Origin of the sequence: Deinococcus hopiensis KR-140, from assembly GCF_900176165.1 — a bacterium.
GTDB lineage: Bacteria > Deinococcota > Deinococci > Deinococcales > Deinococcaceae > Deinococcus > Deinococcus hopiensis.
Window position 1 is genome coordinate 1,494,772 of record NZ_FWWU01000009.1, and the last position, 16,725, is coordinate 1,511,496.

A 16,725-nucleotide genomic window follows, 5' to 3' on the forward strand; every position below is an offset into this window, starting at 1 on the left:
CGCCTGGCCCACTGCCTGCCAGGGCTGCGTCCGTCTCCCTGCCTGCCCGTTTGCCACAACCAGGCGGGGCGTAGGGGCGGCCCACCCACGCGGCGGGAGCCTTGGCCCACGCGACCCGGCCGGTCACCGAATCCGTTCGTGGGCAGGCCGGCTGGCCGGCGCTGAGGGTGGGGGAGACGGTCCGCGCGCGGTAGGGCCGCCGGTGCGTCATAAAGCTGTCACGGCCCGCGCACTAGAGTCCGGACGACGACCCCGCCCCTACCCCTCGCCCGCAGGAGGACCCTGTCCCTTGGCCCGAATTCGCTCCCAGACGCAAGCGTCCGGCCACACCATCCTGGTGGTGGACGACGACGCGGACCTGCGTACCACCGTCACCCGCCTCCTGCAGATCGACGGGCACGAGGTCCTGGCCGCCGAGGACGGCAGTGAAGCGCTGCGGCTGTGCCGTGAGCGGGACATTCACCTCATGCTGCTCGACTACTTCATGCCGGGCATGACGGGCGAGGAGGTCGTGCGGCACGTGCGCGCCTTTGATCCCCGGCTGCAGATCGTCCTCCAGACCGGCTACGCCTCCGAAAAACCGCCCCGGCAGATGCTGCGCGAGCTTGACATCCAGGGCTACCACGACAAATCCGAGGGCCCCGAGGGCCTGCTCGTATGGGTGGACGCCGCCCTCAAGACCTTCCGGCACGTGCGCGCCCTGCACGCCTCCCGGGACGGCCTGGACTACATCCTGCGCGTCACGCCCGAACTGCACCGCCTGCAGCCCCTCGAAGACCTGCTGCACGGCATCCTGCTGCAGATCCAGGGCATCCTGGGCTTTTCCAGCGCCCTGGTCGCCACCGTGCTCTCCCCGCCCACGCCGGAGGTCCCCAGCGCCCTGGTGGCCACCCCCGAGGACCGCGAATTCGTCATTCGGCTGGGAACCGGCCGCTACGAGACGGGCCACTGGGGCACCCTCAGCGGGCACGAGCAGCACCTCGTCCGTGAGGCGGCCCAGAGTGGCCAGACGCAGCGGGACACGCAGATGGCCCTCCCCCTCCGGGTGGGCGAGCGCGCCGTGGGGGTGGTGCTGGTGGACACGACCTTCTCGCCGCAGACGGACCTGCACCTGCTCGAACTGTTCGCCACCCAGGCCGCCGTCGCCATCGAGAATGCCCGGCTGTATTCCCTCGCCACGGTAGACGACCTCACCGGCCTGGCAAACAAGCGGGCGTGGCTGGGCCGCCTCGCCGAAACCATGCACCTCGCCGCCCGGCACGACTTTCCGGTCAGCGTGCTGGTGCTCGACATCGATCACTTCAAGCGGGTCAACGACTCCTACGGCCACCTCGCCGGGGACCGGCTGCTCGCCGAACTGGGCGGGGTGCTCGCGGGGGGCCTGCGCCGGTCCGACGTGGCGGGGCGCTACGGCGGCGAGGAACTCGTCGTGCTGCTGCCGCACACCGACGCCGCCGGGGCCGGCGTCATCGCCGAGCGCCTGCGCCTGGCCGTCTCGGGCCTGCGGGTGCCCTGGGAAGAGGCGGGGCTGCAGGTCACGGTCAGCATTGGCGTGGCGACGCGGCGGGGCGAGGAGGTTGGCCCGGACCTCCTCGCCCGCGCGGACGCGGCCCTCTACGCTGCCAAGCGCGCCGGGCGCAACCGGGTGGTGCAGGCCCCCAGCGCCGCGCAGGAGGCTGGGGAGCCGCGGGCATGAGTACGCTGGACCGGCAGCTCGAAGCCCTGCTCGACCTCATCGACGGGGTCGTGTGGGAGGCCGATCCCGTCACCCGGCAAAACACCTTCGTCTCGGCCAAGATCCGGGCGCTGCTGGGTTACACGCCGGCCGAGTGGCAAGCGGTCAGCCGCTTCTGGGACAACCTGCTGCACCCCGACGACCGCGGGCGCACCCTCAGCGAAACCGAGCGCGCCATCGCGTCCGGACGGCCCTACCGCCTGGAATACCGCCTGCGCGCCAAGGGGGGGCGCTGGGTCTGGCTGCAGGACATCATCACGCCCGTGCGGGAGGACGGTGAACTGCGTGCCCTCGGCGGCGTGATGATCGACGTGACCGAGCAGAAGCGCGCCCGGGAGGCCCTGCACGGGCTGGAGCAGCGCTACGGCCAGATCTTTCAGGCCAGTCCCATCGGCATGACGATCACGGCCCTGGCAGACCTGCGGATCCTGGAGGTCAACGAGGCCTTCGTGCGCATGACGGGTCACGCGCGCGAAGACCTGCTCGGCCACACCACCGGGGAGCTGCGCCTGTGGGCCGAACTCGAGCAGCGCCCGCGCCTGGAGCGGCTGCTGCGCCGCCTGGGCCACCTGCGGGAACGCGAAACCGTGTTGCACACCCGCACCGGAGAGGCGCGCGACGTCCTCGTCTCGGGCGAATACCTCGAACTCGGCGGCGAGCCCTGCGCGCTGACCCTCATCCAGGACGTGACCGGGCGCAAGAGGACCGAGCGCCACCTGCGCCGCGTGGAGGGCCGCTTCCGCTCCCTGGTGCAAAACAGCGTCAACGTCTACAGCATCCTCGATGAGCGCGGCGTCTACACCTATATCAGCCCGGCCGCGCGCACCGTCCACGGCGTGGAGCCGGAAGCCATGATCGGCCTGTCGCTGTTTGAGCAGCTTCATCACGAGGACCTCGCCCGCGCACGCGAGGACTTCGCGACGCTGCTGCAACACCCCGCCCAGACGGTGGTGAGCACCTACCGACACCGCTCGGGCGGCGGGGCGTGGCGCTGGCTGGAGGTCAGCAGCTCGAATCTGCTGCACGACGATGCGGTCCGCGGCATCGTGTGCAACAGCATGGACATCACCGAGCGGAAAGAAGCCGAGGCCGCCCTCGAGCGCAGCGAGGGCCGGTTCCGCTCGCTCGTTCAGCACGCGTCGGACCTCATCACCGTGCTCGACGTGGACGGCAACATCATCTACGAGAGTCCCAGCATCACCTCGGTGCTCGGCCACGACCCCGACGCCATGCAGGGGCAAAACGCCTTCGCCTTCGTCCACGAGGACGATCACCTCACCCTCGGCGGGCAGTTCGCGGCCCTGATCGAGGCCGGGCCCGGAGCCACCACCCGGCCCACCTTCCGCTTCCGCGCCCAGAGCGGCGAGTGGCACACCCTGGAAGCCCTCGCCACCAACCTGCTCGCGGACCCCCACATCGCGGGAATCGTGGTCAACTCGCGCGACGTGACCGAGCGCGTGCAGGCCGAGGCCCGGCTCCAGGCCAGCCAGGCGCAGCTGCTGTCCTCCGAGAAGCTCGCCAGCCTGGGTCGGCTCACGGCAGGCCTCGCGCACGAGATCAACACGCCGCTCGCCGCCGCCATGAATTACCTGCATGAGGCCAGGACCCTCATCGAGGAGTACCGCGACTCCATCGGCCAACCCGAAGTGACGCCGGAAGACCACCGCGAGATCGCGCGCGAGGCCCTCACCGCGCTGGAGGAAGCGGGCAAGACCACCGCGCGCATCGGGGAATTTATTCGCCAGATGCGCGGCCACACGCGCGACACCGTCAGCGGCGTTCAGGAATTTGATCCCGCCAAGATCGCGGGCGATACGCTGACCATGCTCGCGCACGAGGCCCGCGCCGCCAAGGTGGCCCTGCACCTCGAAACGCCGCGCCACGCCCTGACCCTGCGCGGCGAGCCGGGGCGCTTTACCCAGGTGCTGACCAACCTGGTGATCAACGCCGTCCACGCCTGCGAGGCGGTGGAGGACCGTCCACGCCGGGTGGACGTGCGTTTCGTGTCCCCCGATGGGGACCTGGCGATGGAGGTGGAGGACAACGGCACGGGCATCCCGGAGCACGTGCTCACCCGCATCTTTGATCCCCTCTTTACCACCAAGGATGTGGGCAAGGGCACGGGCCTCGGCCTCTCGATCATCCACGACATCGTGACCGGCCACTTCGGCGGCACCACCGAGGTGCAGACCGAGCCCGGCCGCGGAACCACGTTTACCGTGCGGTTTGGCCCTTCGGCCAGTTGACCCTCACGCCGCCCCGGGGGGGGGAGTGCCGCTCAGACCGCCCCCGAATCCCGCACCGCCACGCCCACCTCGGCCAGCTGCGCGTCCTCCACCGGCGAGGGGGCCTGCGCCATCAGGTCCGCCCCCCGGTTGTTCTTCGGAAAGGCGATCACCTCGCGGATGCTCGCCGCGCCCGCCATCACCATCACCAGCCGGTCAAAGCCCCAGGCGATTCCGCCGTGGGGGGGCGTGCCATACGCGAGCGCGTCGAGAAAGAAGCCGAACTTCTCTGCGGCCTGCTCGGGCGTGAAGCCGATGGCCGCGAACATCTTTTCCTGCACCTCTGGGTCATGGATACGGATGGACCCGCCGCCGACCTCGAAGCCGTTCAGCACCAGGTCATACGCCTGCGCCCGCATCTCGCCCTGCCCCGGGGTACCGAAGAGGGAAACGTCGTCCGGATGCGGCGCGGTAAACGGGTGGTGCATGTACGTCCAGGCCCCCGACGCCTCGTCGAACTCCAGCTGGGGAAAATCCAGCACCCACGACACGTGAAACGGTGGCCCACCTGCCGCCAGATCAAACAGGTCCCGCAGCGCCAGCCGCACGGCCCCCAGCGCCGTTACGGCCCTCTTCCACTCGCCCGCCGCGAACAGCAGCGTGCCGCCCTCCTGCACGCCCGTCCGCCCGATCAGCGCCGCCGCCTGCTCCTGGACGAACTTGCTGATCCCACCGGTAAAGCCGTCCCCAGCGCGCCTCAGCCACGCCAGTCCCCGCGCCCCGTTTTGCTTCGCCACCCGCTCCAACTCGTCGATCTGCCTGCGCGTGAGTTCTGGCGCAGCCAGCACCTTGACCGCCCCCGCCTCCGCAAAGGCCTGAAACGCCCCAGCCCGGAACAGGTCCGTCACGTCCACGAAGCTGGAACCAAAGCGCAGGTCCGGCTTGTCCGAGCCGTAGCGGTCCATCGCTTCCCGGTAGCTCAGCCGCGGAAAGGGGAGGGCCAGCTCCACGCCCAGCACGTCGCGGAAGACGGCGCTCAACAGCCTTTCTTGCAGCTCCAGCACGTCTTCTTGCGTCACGAAGCTCATCTCCATATCGAGCTGCGTGAAGTCGGGCTGCCGGTCCGCGCGCAGGTCCTCGTCGCGGAAGCAGCGCGCGAGCTGGTAGTAGCGGTCTATCCCGGAGATCATCAGCAGTTGCTTGAACAGCTGTGGCGACTGCGGCAACGCGTAGAACTCACCCGGATTCAGCCGGCTGGGCACCAGAAAATCCCGCGCCCCTTCCGGCGTGGATTTGGTGAGCATCGGCGTCTCCACTTGAAGGAAGCCCTCACCGTCCAGAAAGCGCGTGACCGCCGCCACCGCCTTTGAGCGCAGAATCAGATTTCGCTGCATCTCCGCCCGGCGCAGGTCCAGGTAGCGGTACTTGAGGCGAATGTCCTCGGCCACCGCGTCGCCCTTGTCCAGTTCGAAGGGTGGGGTCTTCGCGGCGTTCAGCACCGCCACGCGCGAGGCCATCACCTCGTAGTCGCCCAGGCCCCCCTTGCGCTGCGCTTCCGGGCGCAGCCGGAAGCGGCCCTCCACCTCCAGCACATATTCGCTGCGCACCGCGTCCGCTCCGGCAAACGCCGGCGAGTCCGGCTCCACCTCCACCTGCACGGTGCCCGAGCGGTCGCGCAGTTCGATAAAGATCAGCCCGCCGAGGTCCCGCCTGCGGGTGGCCCAGCCCTGCAAGGTGACCGTCCGCCCGACGTGGGCCTCACCGAGTTCACCGATATAACAGCTCCGTTTCACGCCCGCTCCTCCAAAAAAGTGTGAAGTTCCGAGACGGCCACTTCCCGCGACTCGCCCGTCTTCAAATCCTTGATGTTCAGCACGCCCCGCGCGGCTTCCTCGCTGCCGATCACGGCGGCGAGGCGGGCCCGGCGGCGGTCCGCTTCCTTGAAGACGCTTCCCGGCTTCAGCGCCCGGTAGGCGAACTCCACCCGTCCAGCCTTGCGGGCCTGGAGCCCGATCTGCGCCGCGAGCCCCACGTTCTGTTCGTCCATCGCGGCGAGAAAGAGCAGCGGCCCCTGCACTTCCGGAAAGGCCACACCCTCATCCTCCAGCGCGAGCAGCAGCCGCTCGATGCCCAGGGCCCAGCCCACGGCGGGCACTTCCGGTCCGCCCAGCTGTGCCGCGAGGCCGTCATACCGCCCGCCCCCACCCAGCGCCGACTTGGCCCCTACGCCTTCGTGGTGCAGCTCCCAGGCCGTGCGGCGGTAGTAATCCAGCCCACGCACGATGGAGGGGTCGATGTCGAACGGCACCTCCCACGCGCGCAGGGAGGCCTGCACCGCCCCGAAGTGCGTCCTGGCGTCCTCACCCAGAAAGTCGAGCATGGGCCGCACGCCCAGTTCACCGATCAAGTCCTGGTCCTGGGCACTTTTGGAATCCAGAATCCGCATCGGGTTGCGCGTGAGGCGGTCTTTGCTGTCGTCCGAGAGGCGCTCCAGATGGGGGGTGAACAGCGCGCGCAGGTAGCCGTTGTACGCTTCCCGGTCGGCCGGGTCACCGATGGAGCCGAGCTTGATCCGCCCGCGTTGGAGGCCCAGCTGCACCGCCACCGCCCACATCAGCGCAACCGCTTCGGCGTCCACAAGAGGATCGGGGCTGCCCAGCACCTCGTAGTCCACCTGGTGGAACTGGCGCAAACGGCCCTTTTGCTGCCGCTCGGCCCTGAACATCGGTCCGTGCGTCCACAGCTTCAGCGGCGCGGGCAACTGCTTGAGGCCGCCCTCCAGGTAGGCCCGCACCACGCCCGCCGTCGCCTCGGGCCGCAGCACGTACCCGCCGTGGTCCCCGAAGTAGTACACCGTGAACATCTCCTTGCGAACGATGTCGGTGGAGCCGCCCACGCCGCGCTGAACCAGCTCCGCCTCTTCAAAGAGAGGCGTTCCGATAAACTGCGCTCCCGCCCGCTCCAGCGCCCGCCGCGCCACCTCCTGTACGTGTCGAAAGGCGGAGGCCTGAACGTCTCTCGAGAGCTTTGGACTGCCGTCCGGAAGGTGATCCTGGGTGCCCTTGGGGCGCTGCAGAGGCATAACCCTGGAAGTGTAGCAGGGGGTGGGCGGTCAGCGATCGGCGCTGAGGACTGTTCTACTGGCGCACGCTGTAGGGCAGTCCGGTGGACTGCATGCCGCCCACGTCCACAAACAGCCACGATCCGCCCACGGGGGCGTCGGCGGGAATGGTGAGGACGATCTGGCTGTCGGTCCAGGACTGCACGGCGCTGCCCGGGAAGGTGTAGCCGCCGGTGCCGTTCAGGTCGGCGCCCAGCCGAACGCGGCCCGTGTTGGGTCCACCCAGGAAGCGGCCCTGGACGGTCAGGGTTCCCCCGCGCGGCGCGGATTCGGAGAGCTTGATCAAGACGGGCGTGACGGTGACGCCCGCCACCGCTCCCTGGCGGGGAGCGCAGGACGACAGGACGCCGAGAAACAGTAAAGAAGCAAAGAAGAAACGCACCATAGCAGTAGCCTCCGTACAGGCAGTCTAATGAGCGCGACATGACGGGTCAAACCGCCGCCCCCCCCACTCCGCCCCAGACGACCAGCAAGCGCGTCCTGGTCGTCTTCAATCCCCGCAGCGGTCAGGGGAACAGCGGTCTGGAGGAGTTCGTGGACCTGCTGCAAAGCCTCGGGGTGGAGGTCACGCAGCGTGAGCTCTCGCCAGACACCCGGATGGAAGAACACCTGGGTGACGTGCAAGACCACCACGCCGTCGTCGCCGCCGGGGGAGACGGCACCGTGAGCAGCCTCGCCTACGCGGCGCGCTACAAGGATGTGCCGCTGCTGGCCTACCCGGCGGGAACGGCCAACCTGATCGCGCAGAACCTCGGGTTGTCCCGCGATCCCAGCGAACTCGCCCGGGTGTTGCTGGAGGGCCACACCGTCCGGGTGGACCTGGGGGAGATCGAGGTGAAGGGCGAGAAGCGCGGCTTTGCCATGCTCGCCGGCGCCGGCGCGGACGCCGCGATGATCCGCGACTCCGAAGACCTCAAGGAGAAGTACGGTGAACTCGCCTACGTCATCAGCGCGATGCGGCAGATCAATCCCAAAAAGACCACCTTCCACCTCGTCATCGACGGTGAGGAGCGCACCTTCGAGGGCATCGGCGTCATGGCCGCCAACTTCGGCATGGCCAACTACCGCCTGCCCATCACCTCCGATATCAGCCCCAGCGACGGTAAGTTCACGGTCGTGCTCATCAAGGCCGGGAACATCCTGCGCCTGGTGCCCAACATCATTGACTCCGTCCGCGGCAAGCTCGGCCTCGGCGATCCGATGTTCAGCGGCAACCTCGAAACCCTGGAGGCCAAGAGCGTCACCGTGGATGCCGACGAGCCCTTTCCCCTGCAGTTCGACGGCGAGCTTCACGTCGAGACCACGCCGTTTACCGCCAACGTCTTGCCGGGTGCGGTGGCCTTTTTGACGCCGGCGCGGAAGACAGATCTGGACACCTGAGCCCGCGCCAGGGGTTTGTCCTAGCGGAAGCCCTCCACCGCGTCGCCGAGATCGTCCTCGGGGAGTTCCACATACCGGCGCGTCGTGTCCACCTGCTCGTGCCCGAGAAAGCCCGCCACACGCGTGAAGTCCTTCACGGCGGCGTACAGCTGCGTGCCCGCGTACTTCCGGCCCGCGTGAAAACCCCGGAACTCATGTTCCCGGCCACACTTCAGGGCGAGCTTTTGCAGCCGCGCGTACGCCGTGGAGTACGCGCTGAATTTCACGATCTTTCCGGAGTGGGGAAGGGGACGCTCGGCCCGGAGGGCTTCGAGCGCCTCACGCAGCCGGGCGCTGAGCGGCACCACGCGCGCCTTGTCCCCCTTGCCGTGCGCCACCAGCAGTCGGCGGCGGCCCAGGTCCACATGCGCCCACTCGACCGCCAGCGCCTCAGCGATCCGCAGCCCCGCGTGGGCCATCAGGAGCAGCAGCGCGCGTTCCTGCGGATCGGCCTCGGCGAGAAGCGCCTGCACGAAGTCGGCGCGGTACGGCGGATTTTTGACGATGCTTTTGGTCCGGTCCTTGGGCCGCTTGACGTCCCGGAAGGGATCGGCGTCCGTCGCCCCCGCCCACCGCAACGCCCGGTACAGCGCCGAGGCCGCCGCCACCCGCGCCTGCACCGTGGCGGGCTTGAGCCCCGAAGAAGTCAGCGCCGCCACGTACAGCGCCGGCTCGCGCCGCCCCGGGCGCAGCAGGTTCCAGCCGTGCTCCCGCGCGTGGTCGAGCAGCACTTCCACGCCCTTGCGGTACGCGCGCAGCGTGTGCGGACTGAGGCGCACGCCCGCGCTGGTGTCGCTGGTCACGCACGCCATGGTCAGCGCCCACAGCTCCGCACACGCCTTGTCCCGCGCCGCGGTGATGGCCCGGACCCGGAGGGCCTCGTCACCCAGGCCCGCGAAGGCCCGGGCCTGGGTGAGGCGGTCCCCGGAGTACGGTACAAGGTCAGACATAGCCGATGATAACATGCATTATCAACGCCGTGCGCGGTGGCCACCGTCTTCACGCGCGAACCCCGACGGCCCACGTGCCGGTCGGCCGAGCCGACTGCGCCGCGCTCTGATTCGGCGCAAGCCGTTTCCAGCACCCAGCATTTTCCCCGGCGTCAGGCCCGCACCGAGCAGCGGTAAACGGTGCGCGACGTGAAGGTCTCGCCGGGGCGCAGCACCACGTTCGGAAAGTCGGGGTGGCCCGGCGAGTCGGGAAAATGCTGGGTTTCCAGGCACGCGGCCCAGCGGTGGCCATACACCTGCCCGCCCTTGCCAGCGATGGAGCCGTCGAGAAAGTTGCCCGAGTAAAACTGCACGCCGGGTTCGGTGGTCTGCACCGTCAGCACGCGGCCGGAGGTGGGATCAAACAGTTCGCCCACCGTCCGGAGCCCCGAGCCCCGCAGCACGAAGTTGTGGTCATACCCCCCCGCGAAGCGCAACTGCTCGTCCTCGTCGTTCACCCGCTCGCCGATGCGCCTGCCCGTGCGGAAGTCCAGCGGCGTGCCCGCCACCGGGCGCAGCTCACCGGTGGGAATCAGGGTTTCGTCCACGGCCGTGATCTGGTCCGCGTGCAGGGTCAGTTCGTGGTCCAGAACGTCACGTTCCCCGCCCGCCAGGTTCCAGTAGGTGTGGTTGGTCAGGTTGAGGACGGTGGGCGCGTCGGTGCTGGCCGCGTAGTCGATGACCAGGGCGTCTTGCGTGAGGGTATACGTCACGCGCGCGGCGACGTTGCCCGGGTAGCCCTCTTCCCCGTCCGCGCTGAGGTACGAGAATTCGACGGCGGGAACGGGCCCGCCGAGTATCCGGCCTTCCCATACCCGGGCGTGAAAGCCGGTGGGGCCGCCGTGAAGGGCGTTGGGGCCGTTGTTCAGGGCAAGCTGGTGCACCTGGCCGTCCAGGGTAAAGCGCCCTCCGCGGATGCGGTTGCCGTAGCGCCCGATGGTGGCGCCGAAGTACGGCGAGGTCGCCGGATCGAAGTAGGGCTCGGCCCGGTCGTGCCCCAGCACGACGTCGGCCGGGACACCGGCGCGGTCCGGCGCGTGCAGGCTGACCAGGATGGCCCCAAAGTTGGTGAGGGCGGCCCGCAGGCCGCCAGCGCCCGCCAGCGTGTAGAGAAACAGGGGCTGACCGTCTGGGGCGTTGCCCCAGGGCTGCACGGTGACGGGTGGGTGGGACTCGCCGGGCGTGGATACGTTCATGTCGCCCGCCAGTATCACAGTTTGGGACCGCGGTGCCTCGCCACCCGGTCCGGACAACCCCCACAAATCTTGCGATTTACCGACTTCGCCGTTCCAGCCGCGCGGCGTACAGGAGCAGCGCGCCCGCGAGCAGCAGGGCGGGCAGATCGCCCAGGCGCATATACAGGGTCTGCCCCGACAGCAGCCGGGGCCGCACGTGCACGGCTCCCTCGCCCCGCTCCAGCGTCTGTACGGGCCGCCCGAGATCGTCCACCGCGCCCGCAACGCCATCGTTGACGCTCCGGACCAGCCAGCGCCGCGTCTCGATGGCGCGCACCCGGCCCATCATGAAGTGCTGCTGCACGCCCCAGCCGTCGTACCAGCCGTCGTTGCTGGGGTTGACGAGCAGCCGCGCGCCCTTGTTCGCCAGCTGCCGCGCCACCCAGGGAAACACGCTGTCGTAGCAGACGTAAGCGCCGTAGGCGACGCCACCCAGGGTAAGGGGCGTGAGCGTCTGCGCGGCGGGAATGGGCGTCAGCTCAAAGCCCAGCGTCCTCTCGATCAGGCCGTAGGCGGGACGCAGCGGGCCGTAGAGGGGAAAATACTCTCCAAAGGGCACCAGGCGGGCTTTTTCGCTGCGTGTGGTCAGCTGCCCCGCGGCATCGATGCCGATCACGCTGTTGCGCCTGGGGATCTCGCCCTGGGGGGTGCCCAGGCCGCTGATGCCGGGCGCGGGAAAGGACGGGAAAAAGGTGGTCGACCGGCTGGCTGTGAGGGCGGTTTCACTCCAGATCACCAGTTCGCCGGGGGTCCTGGCGGAGCTCAGGCGGCGCTGCGCTTCCAGCTGCTGCTCGGGCGAGACGTACTGGGTGGCCCGGCCGAAGGAATCGAAGGTCGTGCGCAGCGCCAGCACCGGCTGCACCGGGCCCTCGCCCGGAAGGCGCGTGATGCCGTAGGCCAGGGCCGCGAGCCAGGTGAAGGTCAGCAGCGCGTGGGGCCGGTGGCTGCCCCAGCGCAGGGAGACGAGCGAGGCGGCGGTGGCGGCCACAAGGACGCTGCCCAGCAGCACGCCTCCCAGGTCCGCGATCTGCAGGGCAGGTGTGGGCAGCAGCGTGTAGCCCAGGGAGGGCCACGGAAAGGCGAGCGGACCCAGGAAGCGCAGCCATTCCAGCAGGACCCAGCCTCCCGCCAGTCCCCAGACCCGGGCGAGGGGCGTGCGAAAGGCGCGGGCGACGAGCCAGGCCATCCCCGCAAAAAATGTGCCCTCCAGGGCGTACAGCGCAATGGCAAGTGTGCCCATGACCGGGCTTCCAAACAGCTTGGCGAGAAAGGCAGTCAGCCACCACAGGTGGACGGCGCTCTGGACACCGGCGGCCCACCACAGGCGGCCCGCGACCTGCCGCGGCGTACCGGCGCGGGCCGCAAAGGCGAGCGCGAACGCCAGGGGAAGCGGCGACAGGAAGCTCCAGGGCAGCGGCAGGCCGCAGGCAGCGAGCAGCGCGCCGAGCAGGGCGGCGGTCAGAAAGGGCGGCACTGTAGGCACCGCGACATGATACGGGGGGGTGGGCCTGTACCCCACCCTAACGGGGAGTTCACGCGGGTGGGGAAGCGGTGGCGTAGCATGGACACACCTTGAGATTGGCTTTTATCAGTGACTTGCACGGCAACATTCACGCGCTGACCGCGATGAAGCGCTTTTTGGTGGACCAGGCGGTCAACCGCGTCATCGTGATCGGTGACCTCGTGGGCTACGGGGCCTCGCCCGGACCGGTGATCGACTTCGTGTCCCGGGAGGGCTGGACCGCCGGCATGGGATCGAGCGACATGCGCGTCGCCCTCGAGCTCGGCGAACGGGCAGACCGGCACGGCGTCGCAGATCAGGTCCTGAGCTGGACGCGCCAGGTCCTGACCCCCGGGCAGCTGGAATACCTGCGTTCCCTGCCGCCGGGTGGCCGCCTGATGACGCCGGTGGGGCGCGTGCGGTACTTTCACGGCTCACCCCATGCCCCCGACGAGCGCCTTGACCTGATGGCTCCCGAGCGCGAACTCGAGGAGCTCGCCGAGCGGCTCAACGCCCGGGTGATCGTCGTGGGCGGCTCTCACGTGCCGTTCGTGCGCGTGATAGACGACACCACCTTCGTGGACCCCGGTTCGGTGGGACTGTCGCTCAACCACGAGCCCGGTGCGGACGTGGCCATCGTGGACTGCGTGGGCCGCCGCCCCAAGGTCACCCTGCACAAGGTGAGCTACGACTACGCCTCCTCCGCCTTCGACATCATGGCCTGGAACCTGCCGCCGGTGATCGCGGAGGTGATCCGGACGGGACGCATGGGCTAGAGGAGAAGGTCATCCAAGATGAGGAGAAAGGCGCTGTGAGCAGCGGAAGGACTGCAGGAGCCGGCGGACCTGGCCCGAGCGATGTGGCCGGCGAGACATACGGATTTCTGCTGCCGTATCTGGCACTGCGCCCGGAAGACGCGCCGCAGCGTCGCTCTCCCCTACGCGATGTGCGGAATGCGCTGCTGTGGACCAGCCGCACTGGGGCGCAGTGGGAGGATCTCCCGCATGACTTTCCACCGCCTGAGATCGTACGATCTCAGGCCAAACGGTGGTTTGAGGCGCACTGCGTTCGAGAATGCGGTGCATGACTTACGTTTGCTCAGCCGTGTTCAGCAACAGCTTCAGGGTGAACCCTCAGCGATCATCATCGGCAGCCGCACGCGGCAAAGTACACCGGAAAGTGGATCTCGAGCAGGCGCTGACGGCGCCAAAAAACGCAAGGGCACGAAGGTACATCTGGTGGTCGACACACTGCTTCACCTGGTCACCTCACTGGCCAATGGGCAGGACCGAGCCCAGGTTCAGGCACCAGCCTGTTTTCGCATGATGTCTTTCCCAGCCTCCAGGAGAGCGGTCAGCAGGAAAAGTCCGCATGAGCCTTTCGGCCCAGGCGGACGCTCCTTCCCGCCGTGCCGTTACCGCCCGACCAGCAGTCCCAGCGCCTCCTCAAAGCGGTCTGTGAGGCCGCGCTCGCCGAGCAGCTCCTCCAGCGCCAGCATCAGGGTTCGGTAGGGGCCGGGGCGCGCGGCCTCGCCCATCAGGCCCAGCCGCCAGATCAGGCCGGCAGTGGCCCCGAGGCCGCCCGTTACGCTGATCTCGCGCTCCCGCAGGGCCGCCCGCACGCCCGCGTCGTCGAAGCCCTCCGGGAGCCGCAGGGCCAGGACCGTCGGGAGCCGGGCGGCGGGGTCTTGCACATAGTGAGAAAACCCGAGGGGGGCGAGGGCAGCCGCAATCGCCCGGTCCATCTCACGCACGCGTGCTTGACGCTGGGGCAGCCCTTCTTCGAGGGCGGCGCGCAGCGCCGCGTGAAAGGCGAAGTGCAGGTTGACGGGCACGGTGTGGTGGTAGCTCTGACGGTCCCAGTAGTCGCGCAGACCCTCGAAGTCGCAGTACCACAGCGGTGTGGGGGTGCGGCGGGTGGCCTGCCGCTCAAGCGCCCGCTCGCTGATCGCCACCGGGGCCACGCCGGGAGGGGCCGACAGGCACTTTTGCGAGCCGGTATACACGTAGTCGATGCCCCACGCTTCCATGGAGAAGGGCTCCATACCGGCGGTGGTCACGGCGTCCACACTGAGTAAGGCGCCGCTGCCCCGGACGACCTCCGCCACGGCGGGCAGCGGGTTGAGTACGCCCGTGCTCGTCTCGCCGTGGACCATCGCGACGAGCGTTACGCCGCCGAGGTTCGCGGCCACCTGCGCTGGATCGATCGGCTGTCCCAGCGGAGCCGTGACCCGGCGCACCCTCGCGCCGTAACGCGCCGCCATCTCGGCCATCCGCGCCCCGAACGCGCCGTTGACGCACACGAGCACCTCGTCGCCCGGTTCCACCAGATTGGCGAAGCCCGCCTCCATGCCCAGGCTGCCCGTCCCCGCCAGCAGCGCCGTGAAGGTGCCCTCCCCTGCTCCGTACAACTCGCGCAGGTCCTGCTGGATCGCTGCATTCACCGCAAAGACTTCGGGGTCCATGTGCCCCCGCATGGAGCGCGTCAGCGCCTGCTGCGCCCGGGGGTGCAGCGGCGTCGGCCCGGGGGTCAGCAGGGTATGCGGCGCAAAAGGGTCAGCAGGCGAGTCGAGCATGGCCCGCAGTGTAGCAACTTCGGGGTGACTGCGCAATATTATTGCTAAAATAGACTTCTTTGGTACCACCTGAGACATTTTATTGCTTAAAATGACCCATTTCGGCACTGAGAGCGGGGGATTTCCAGGAGGGCCGGCATCTTCGCAGCGCCGGACGGACGCCTGGGGGCAGGCTTGAAGTCTTTGTCCTTTCCTTCACTCCTTTTTGCGCTTGTGAAACATACTTTTTATTTGGTCACGCTAGACTCGGGAGACCATGCGGCTGCCTGACCATCCTTCTGCCCTCCGCGCCGTGCTGTTCGACCGGGACGGAACCATCGCCACCACCGACCGGGAGGTCTACCGCGAAGCGGCGGGGTGGCTGGGGGCCCGCACCGGCCTGGACACGCGGTCGATCTCACAAACGCTGTTGGCCCACTGGCAGGAACGCGCGGAGGGCTGGCGCGAGGTGCGGTCCGAGGCGGACGAGGAGGCGTTCTGGGCAGCGTATATGGACGCCTTGGCACAGCGGCTGAAGCTGGGCAGGGCGCATGCGGCGGCGCTGCTGGAAAACTTTCCCTACGAGCGGTACCTCAAGGCGGTGCCGGACGCGCGGGAGGTGCTGAGCCGCCTGCGGGCGCGGGGCCTGAAAATCGGGGTGCTGAGCAACACCTTCCCGAGCATCGACCGGACGCTGGCGGCCACTGGCCTCGCCGACCTGGTGGACGTGGCGGTGGCGAGCTGCGCGGTGGGCGTCCACAAGCCGGATGCGGGCGCGTTCGGCGCGGCGCTCGAAAGGCTGGGTCTGCCCGCGGAGGCGGTGCTGTTCGTGGACGATTTGCCCGAGAACGTGGAGGCGGCGCGGGCGCTGGGCATGGCGGCCGTGCGGATTGACCTGACTGGGCAGGCGGGAAACGCCATCCACAGTCTGGGGGCCCTGCTGCCGATGCTGGACGGTCCCGCTTGAGCGCTCTGCTTATCGACGGTCACCTGGACCTGGCGTGGAACGCGGCGCAGGGGCGGGACCTGACGCTGGCGCTGGAGGCCCTGCGCGCGCAGGACCCGTCGGAAGGCGCAACGGCCACCGTGACGTTCGGGGAGTTGCGCGCGGCGGGCACGCGGGTGTGCTTCGGCACGCTGTTCGCGCTCCCGGGCGCGGGCGGGTACGCGGACCACGCGGGCGCCCGGGCACAGGCGCTGGCGCAACTGGAGCGCTACCGGCGGTGGGAGGACGCCGGCCACGTGCGGCTCCTGCGCTCTGGAGCGGAGGTGGAGGCGCACCTCTCGGTCCCGGAGGGGCCCATCGGCGCCGTGCTGCTGATGGAGGGGGCGGACCCCATTCGGGACGCGGGGGACCTGCCCTTCTGGGTGGACGCGGGCGTGCGGGTGATCGGGCCGGCGTGGGGCAGAACGCGGTACGCGGGGGGAACAGACGCCCCGGGACCCCTCACCGAGGCGGGGCGGGAGCTTGTGGCGGCGGTGCGGGACCTGGGCGTGACGCTGGACGCCTCGCACCTGGACGACGCTTCGTTCTGGGAAAGCGTGGAGATCGGCCCGCGGATGATCGCCTCGCACTCGAACAGCCGCGCGCTTCTTCCCGGCAACCGGCACCTGACCGACGAGATGGCGCGGGCGGTGGTGGCCTCGGGTGGGGTGATCGGGCTGGTGTTCCTCAGCACGTTTATACGTGGGGGCTGGGCGGTGGGGCAGCCGCGGGCGGAGCTTGACGAACTGGCCGCGCATGCCCGGCACTACGCGGGCGTGGTGGGCTGGGAAGCGGTGGGCCTGGGCACCGATCTGGACGGGGGGTTTGGCCTGGAAAAGGCCCCGGCGGGGGTGGAGCGCTACCGGGACGTGCCCCGCCTGCTGGCGGCGTTGCCCGCTTCAGCGCGCGCGGGCGTGGCTGGTGAGAACTGGCGGCGGTGGCTGACGCGCTACCTTTAGGG

The 16,725-nt window shown here is 69.1% G+C and carries 13 protein-coding genes and 1 pseudogene; 7 read left to right on the forward strand and 7 right to left on the reverse strand.

Going from position 1 to position 16,725, the window contains the following annotated elements; all coding sequences use genetic code 11:
• Window positions 1-289: 289 nt before the first annotated feature.
• Together B9A95_RS20795 and B9A95_RS20800 are read left to right on the forward strand one after the other, a co-directional pair.
• Window positions 290-1,696, forward strand: a complete 1,407-nt coding sequence (locus B9A95_RS20795) for a GGDEF domain-containing response regulator (protein ID WP_170928734.1) — start codon at window positions 290-292, stop codon at window positions 1,694-1,696.
• The gene (locus B9A95_RS20800; protein ID WP_084049021.1) at window positions 1,693-3,981 is read left to right on the forward strand and encodes a PAS domain S-box protein; all 2,289 of its coding nucleotides are present in this window, start codon (window positions 1,693-1,695) and stop codon (window positions 3,979-3,981) included. Before B9A95_RS20795 ends, B9A95_RS20800 begins: the two co-directional genes overlap by 4 nt.
• A gap of 32 nt (window positions 3,982-4,013) precedes the next feature.
• Here B9A95_RS20800 and aspS read toward each other — a convergent pair whose 3' ends face one another.
• From aspS to B9A95_RS20815, 3 genes are read right to left on the reverse strand one after another with little or no spacing between them, the layout of a single operon-like run.
• A complete protein-coding gene (gene aspS, locus B9A95_RS20805; RefSeq protein ID WP_084049022.1) occupies window positions 4,014-5,753 on the reverse strand; it encodes an aspartate--tRNA ligase in 1,740 nt (579 codons plus the stop codon).
• Complete coding sequence (gene hisS / locus B9A95_RS20810) at window positions 5,750-7,042, reverse strand: histidine--tRNA ligase (protein WP_084049023.1); 1,293 nt, start codon at window positions 7,040-7,042, stop codon at window positions 5,750-5,752. Before hisS ends, aspS begins: the two co-directional genes overlap by 4 nt.
• Before the next feature lie 55 nt (window positions 7,043-7,097).
• Complete coding sequence (locus B9A95_RS20815) at window positions 7,098-7,466, reverse strand: IPT/TIG domain-containing protein (protein ID WP_084049024.1); 369 nt, start codon at window positions 7,464-7,466, stop codon at window positions 7,098-7,100.
• 38 nt (window positions 7,467-7,504) lie between these two features.
• Between B9A95_RS20815 and B9A95_RS20820 the strand changes: the two genes are divergently transcribed.
• Entirely contained in the window at window positions 7,505-8,461 is a 957-nt protein-coding gene (locus tag B9A95_RS20820) for a diacylglycerol/lipid kinase family protein (RefSeq protein WP_084049025.1), read from the forward strand.
• A 20-nt stretch (window positions 8,462-8,481) separates the two neighbouring features.
• Here B9A95_RS20820 and B9A95_RS20825 read toward each other — a convergent pair whose 3' ends face one another.
• The 3 genes from B9A95_RS20825 to lnt form a co-directional block, all read right to left on the reverse strand.
• Entirely contained in the window at window positions 8,482-9,450 is a 969-nt protein-coding gene (locus tag B9A95_RS20825; protein ID WP_084049026.1) for a tyrosine-type recombinase/integrase, read from the reverse strand.
• Window positions 9,451-9,602: 152 nt separating this feature from the next.
• On the reverse strand, window positions 9,603-10,685 hold the full coding sequence (locus tag B9A95_RS20830; RefSeq protein ID WP_084049027.1) for an aldose epimerase family protein: 1,083 nt from the start codon (window positions 10,683-10,685) through the stop codon (window positions 9,603-9,605).
• Window positions 10,686-10,761: 76 nt separating this feature from the next.
• Window positions 10,762-12,207 (reverse strand): apolipoprotein N-acyltransferase, encoded by a 1,446-nt coding sequence (gene lnt / locus B9A95_RS20835; RefSeq protein ID WP_084049028.1) that lies wholly within the window; start codon window positions 12,205-12,207, stop codon window positions 10,762-10,764.
• 89 nt (window positions 12,208-12,296) lie between these two features.
• Between lnt and B9A95_RS20840 the strand changes: the two genes are divergently transcribed.
• Both B9A95_RS20840 and B9A95_RS20845 read left to right on the forward strand, forming a co-directional pair.
• Window positions 12,297-13,001, forward strand: coding sequence for a metallophosphoesterase family protein (locus B9A95_RS20840; RefSeq protein ID WP_084049029.1), 705 nt, complete (start codon window positions 12,297-12,299; stop codon window positions 12,999-13,001).
• Between the two features lie 35 nt (window positions 13,002-13,036).
• A pseudogene (locus B9A95_RS20845) lies at window positions 13,037-13,532 on the forward strand (transposase); the annotation flags it as partial.
• Window positions 13,533-13,639: 107 nt separating this feature from the next.
• Here the strand turns inward: B9A95_RS20845 and B9A95_RS20850 are convergent.
• The gene (locus B9A95_RS20850; RefSeq protein ID WP_084049030.1) at window positions 13,640-14,800 is read right to left on the reverse strand and encodes an alanine--glyoxylate aminotransferase family protein; all 1,161 of its coding nucleotides are present in this window, start codon (window positions 14,798-14,800) and stop codon (window positions 13,640-13,642) included.
• Between the two features lie 256 nt (window positions 14,801-15,056).
• Between B9A95_RS20850 and B9A95_RS20855 the strand changes: the two genes are divergently transcribed.
• Both B9A95_RS20855 and B9A95_RS20860 read left to right on the forward strand, forming a co-directional pair.
• The gene (locus tag B9A95_RS20855; RefSeq protein ID WP_084049031.1) at window positions 15,057-15,746 is read left to right on the forward strand and encodes an HAD family hydrolase; all 690 of its coding nucleotides are present in this window, start codon (window positions 15,057-15,059) and stop codon (window positions 15,744-15,746) included.
• A gap of 5 nt (window positions 15,747-15,751) precedes the next feature.
• A complete protein-coding gene (locus B9A95_RS20860) occupies window positions 15,752-16,723 on the forward strand; it encodes a dipeptidase (protein ID WP_084050875.1) in 972 nt (323 codons plus the stop codon).
• Window positions 16,724-16,725: the final 2 nt, after the last annotated feature.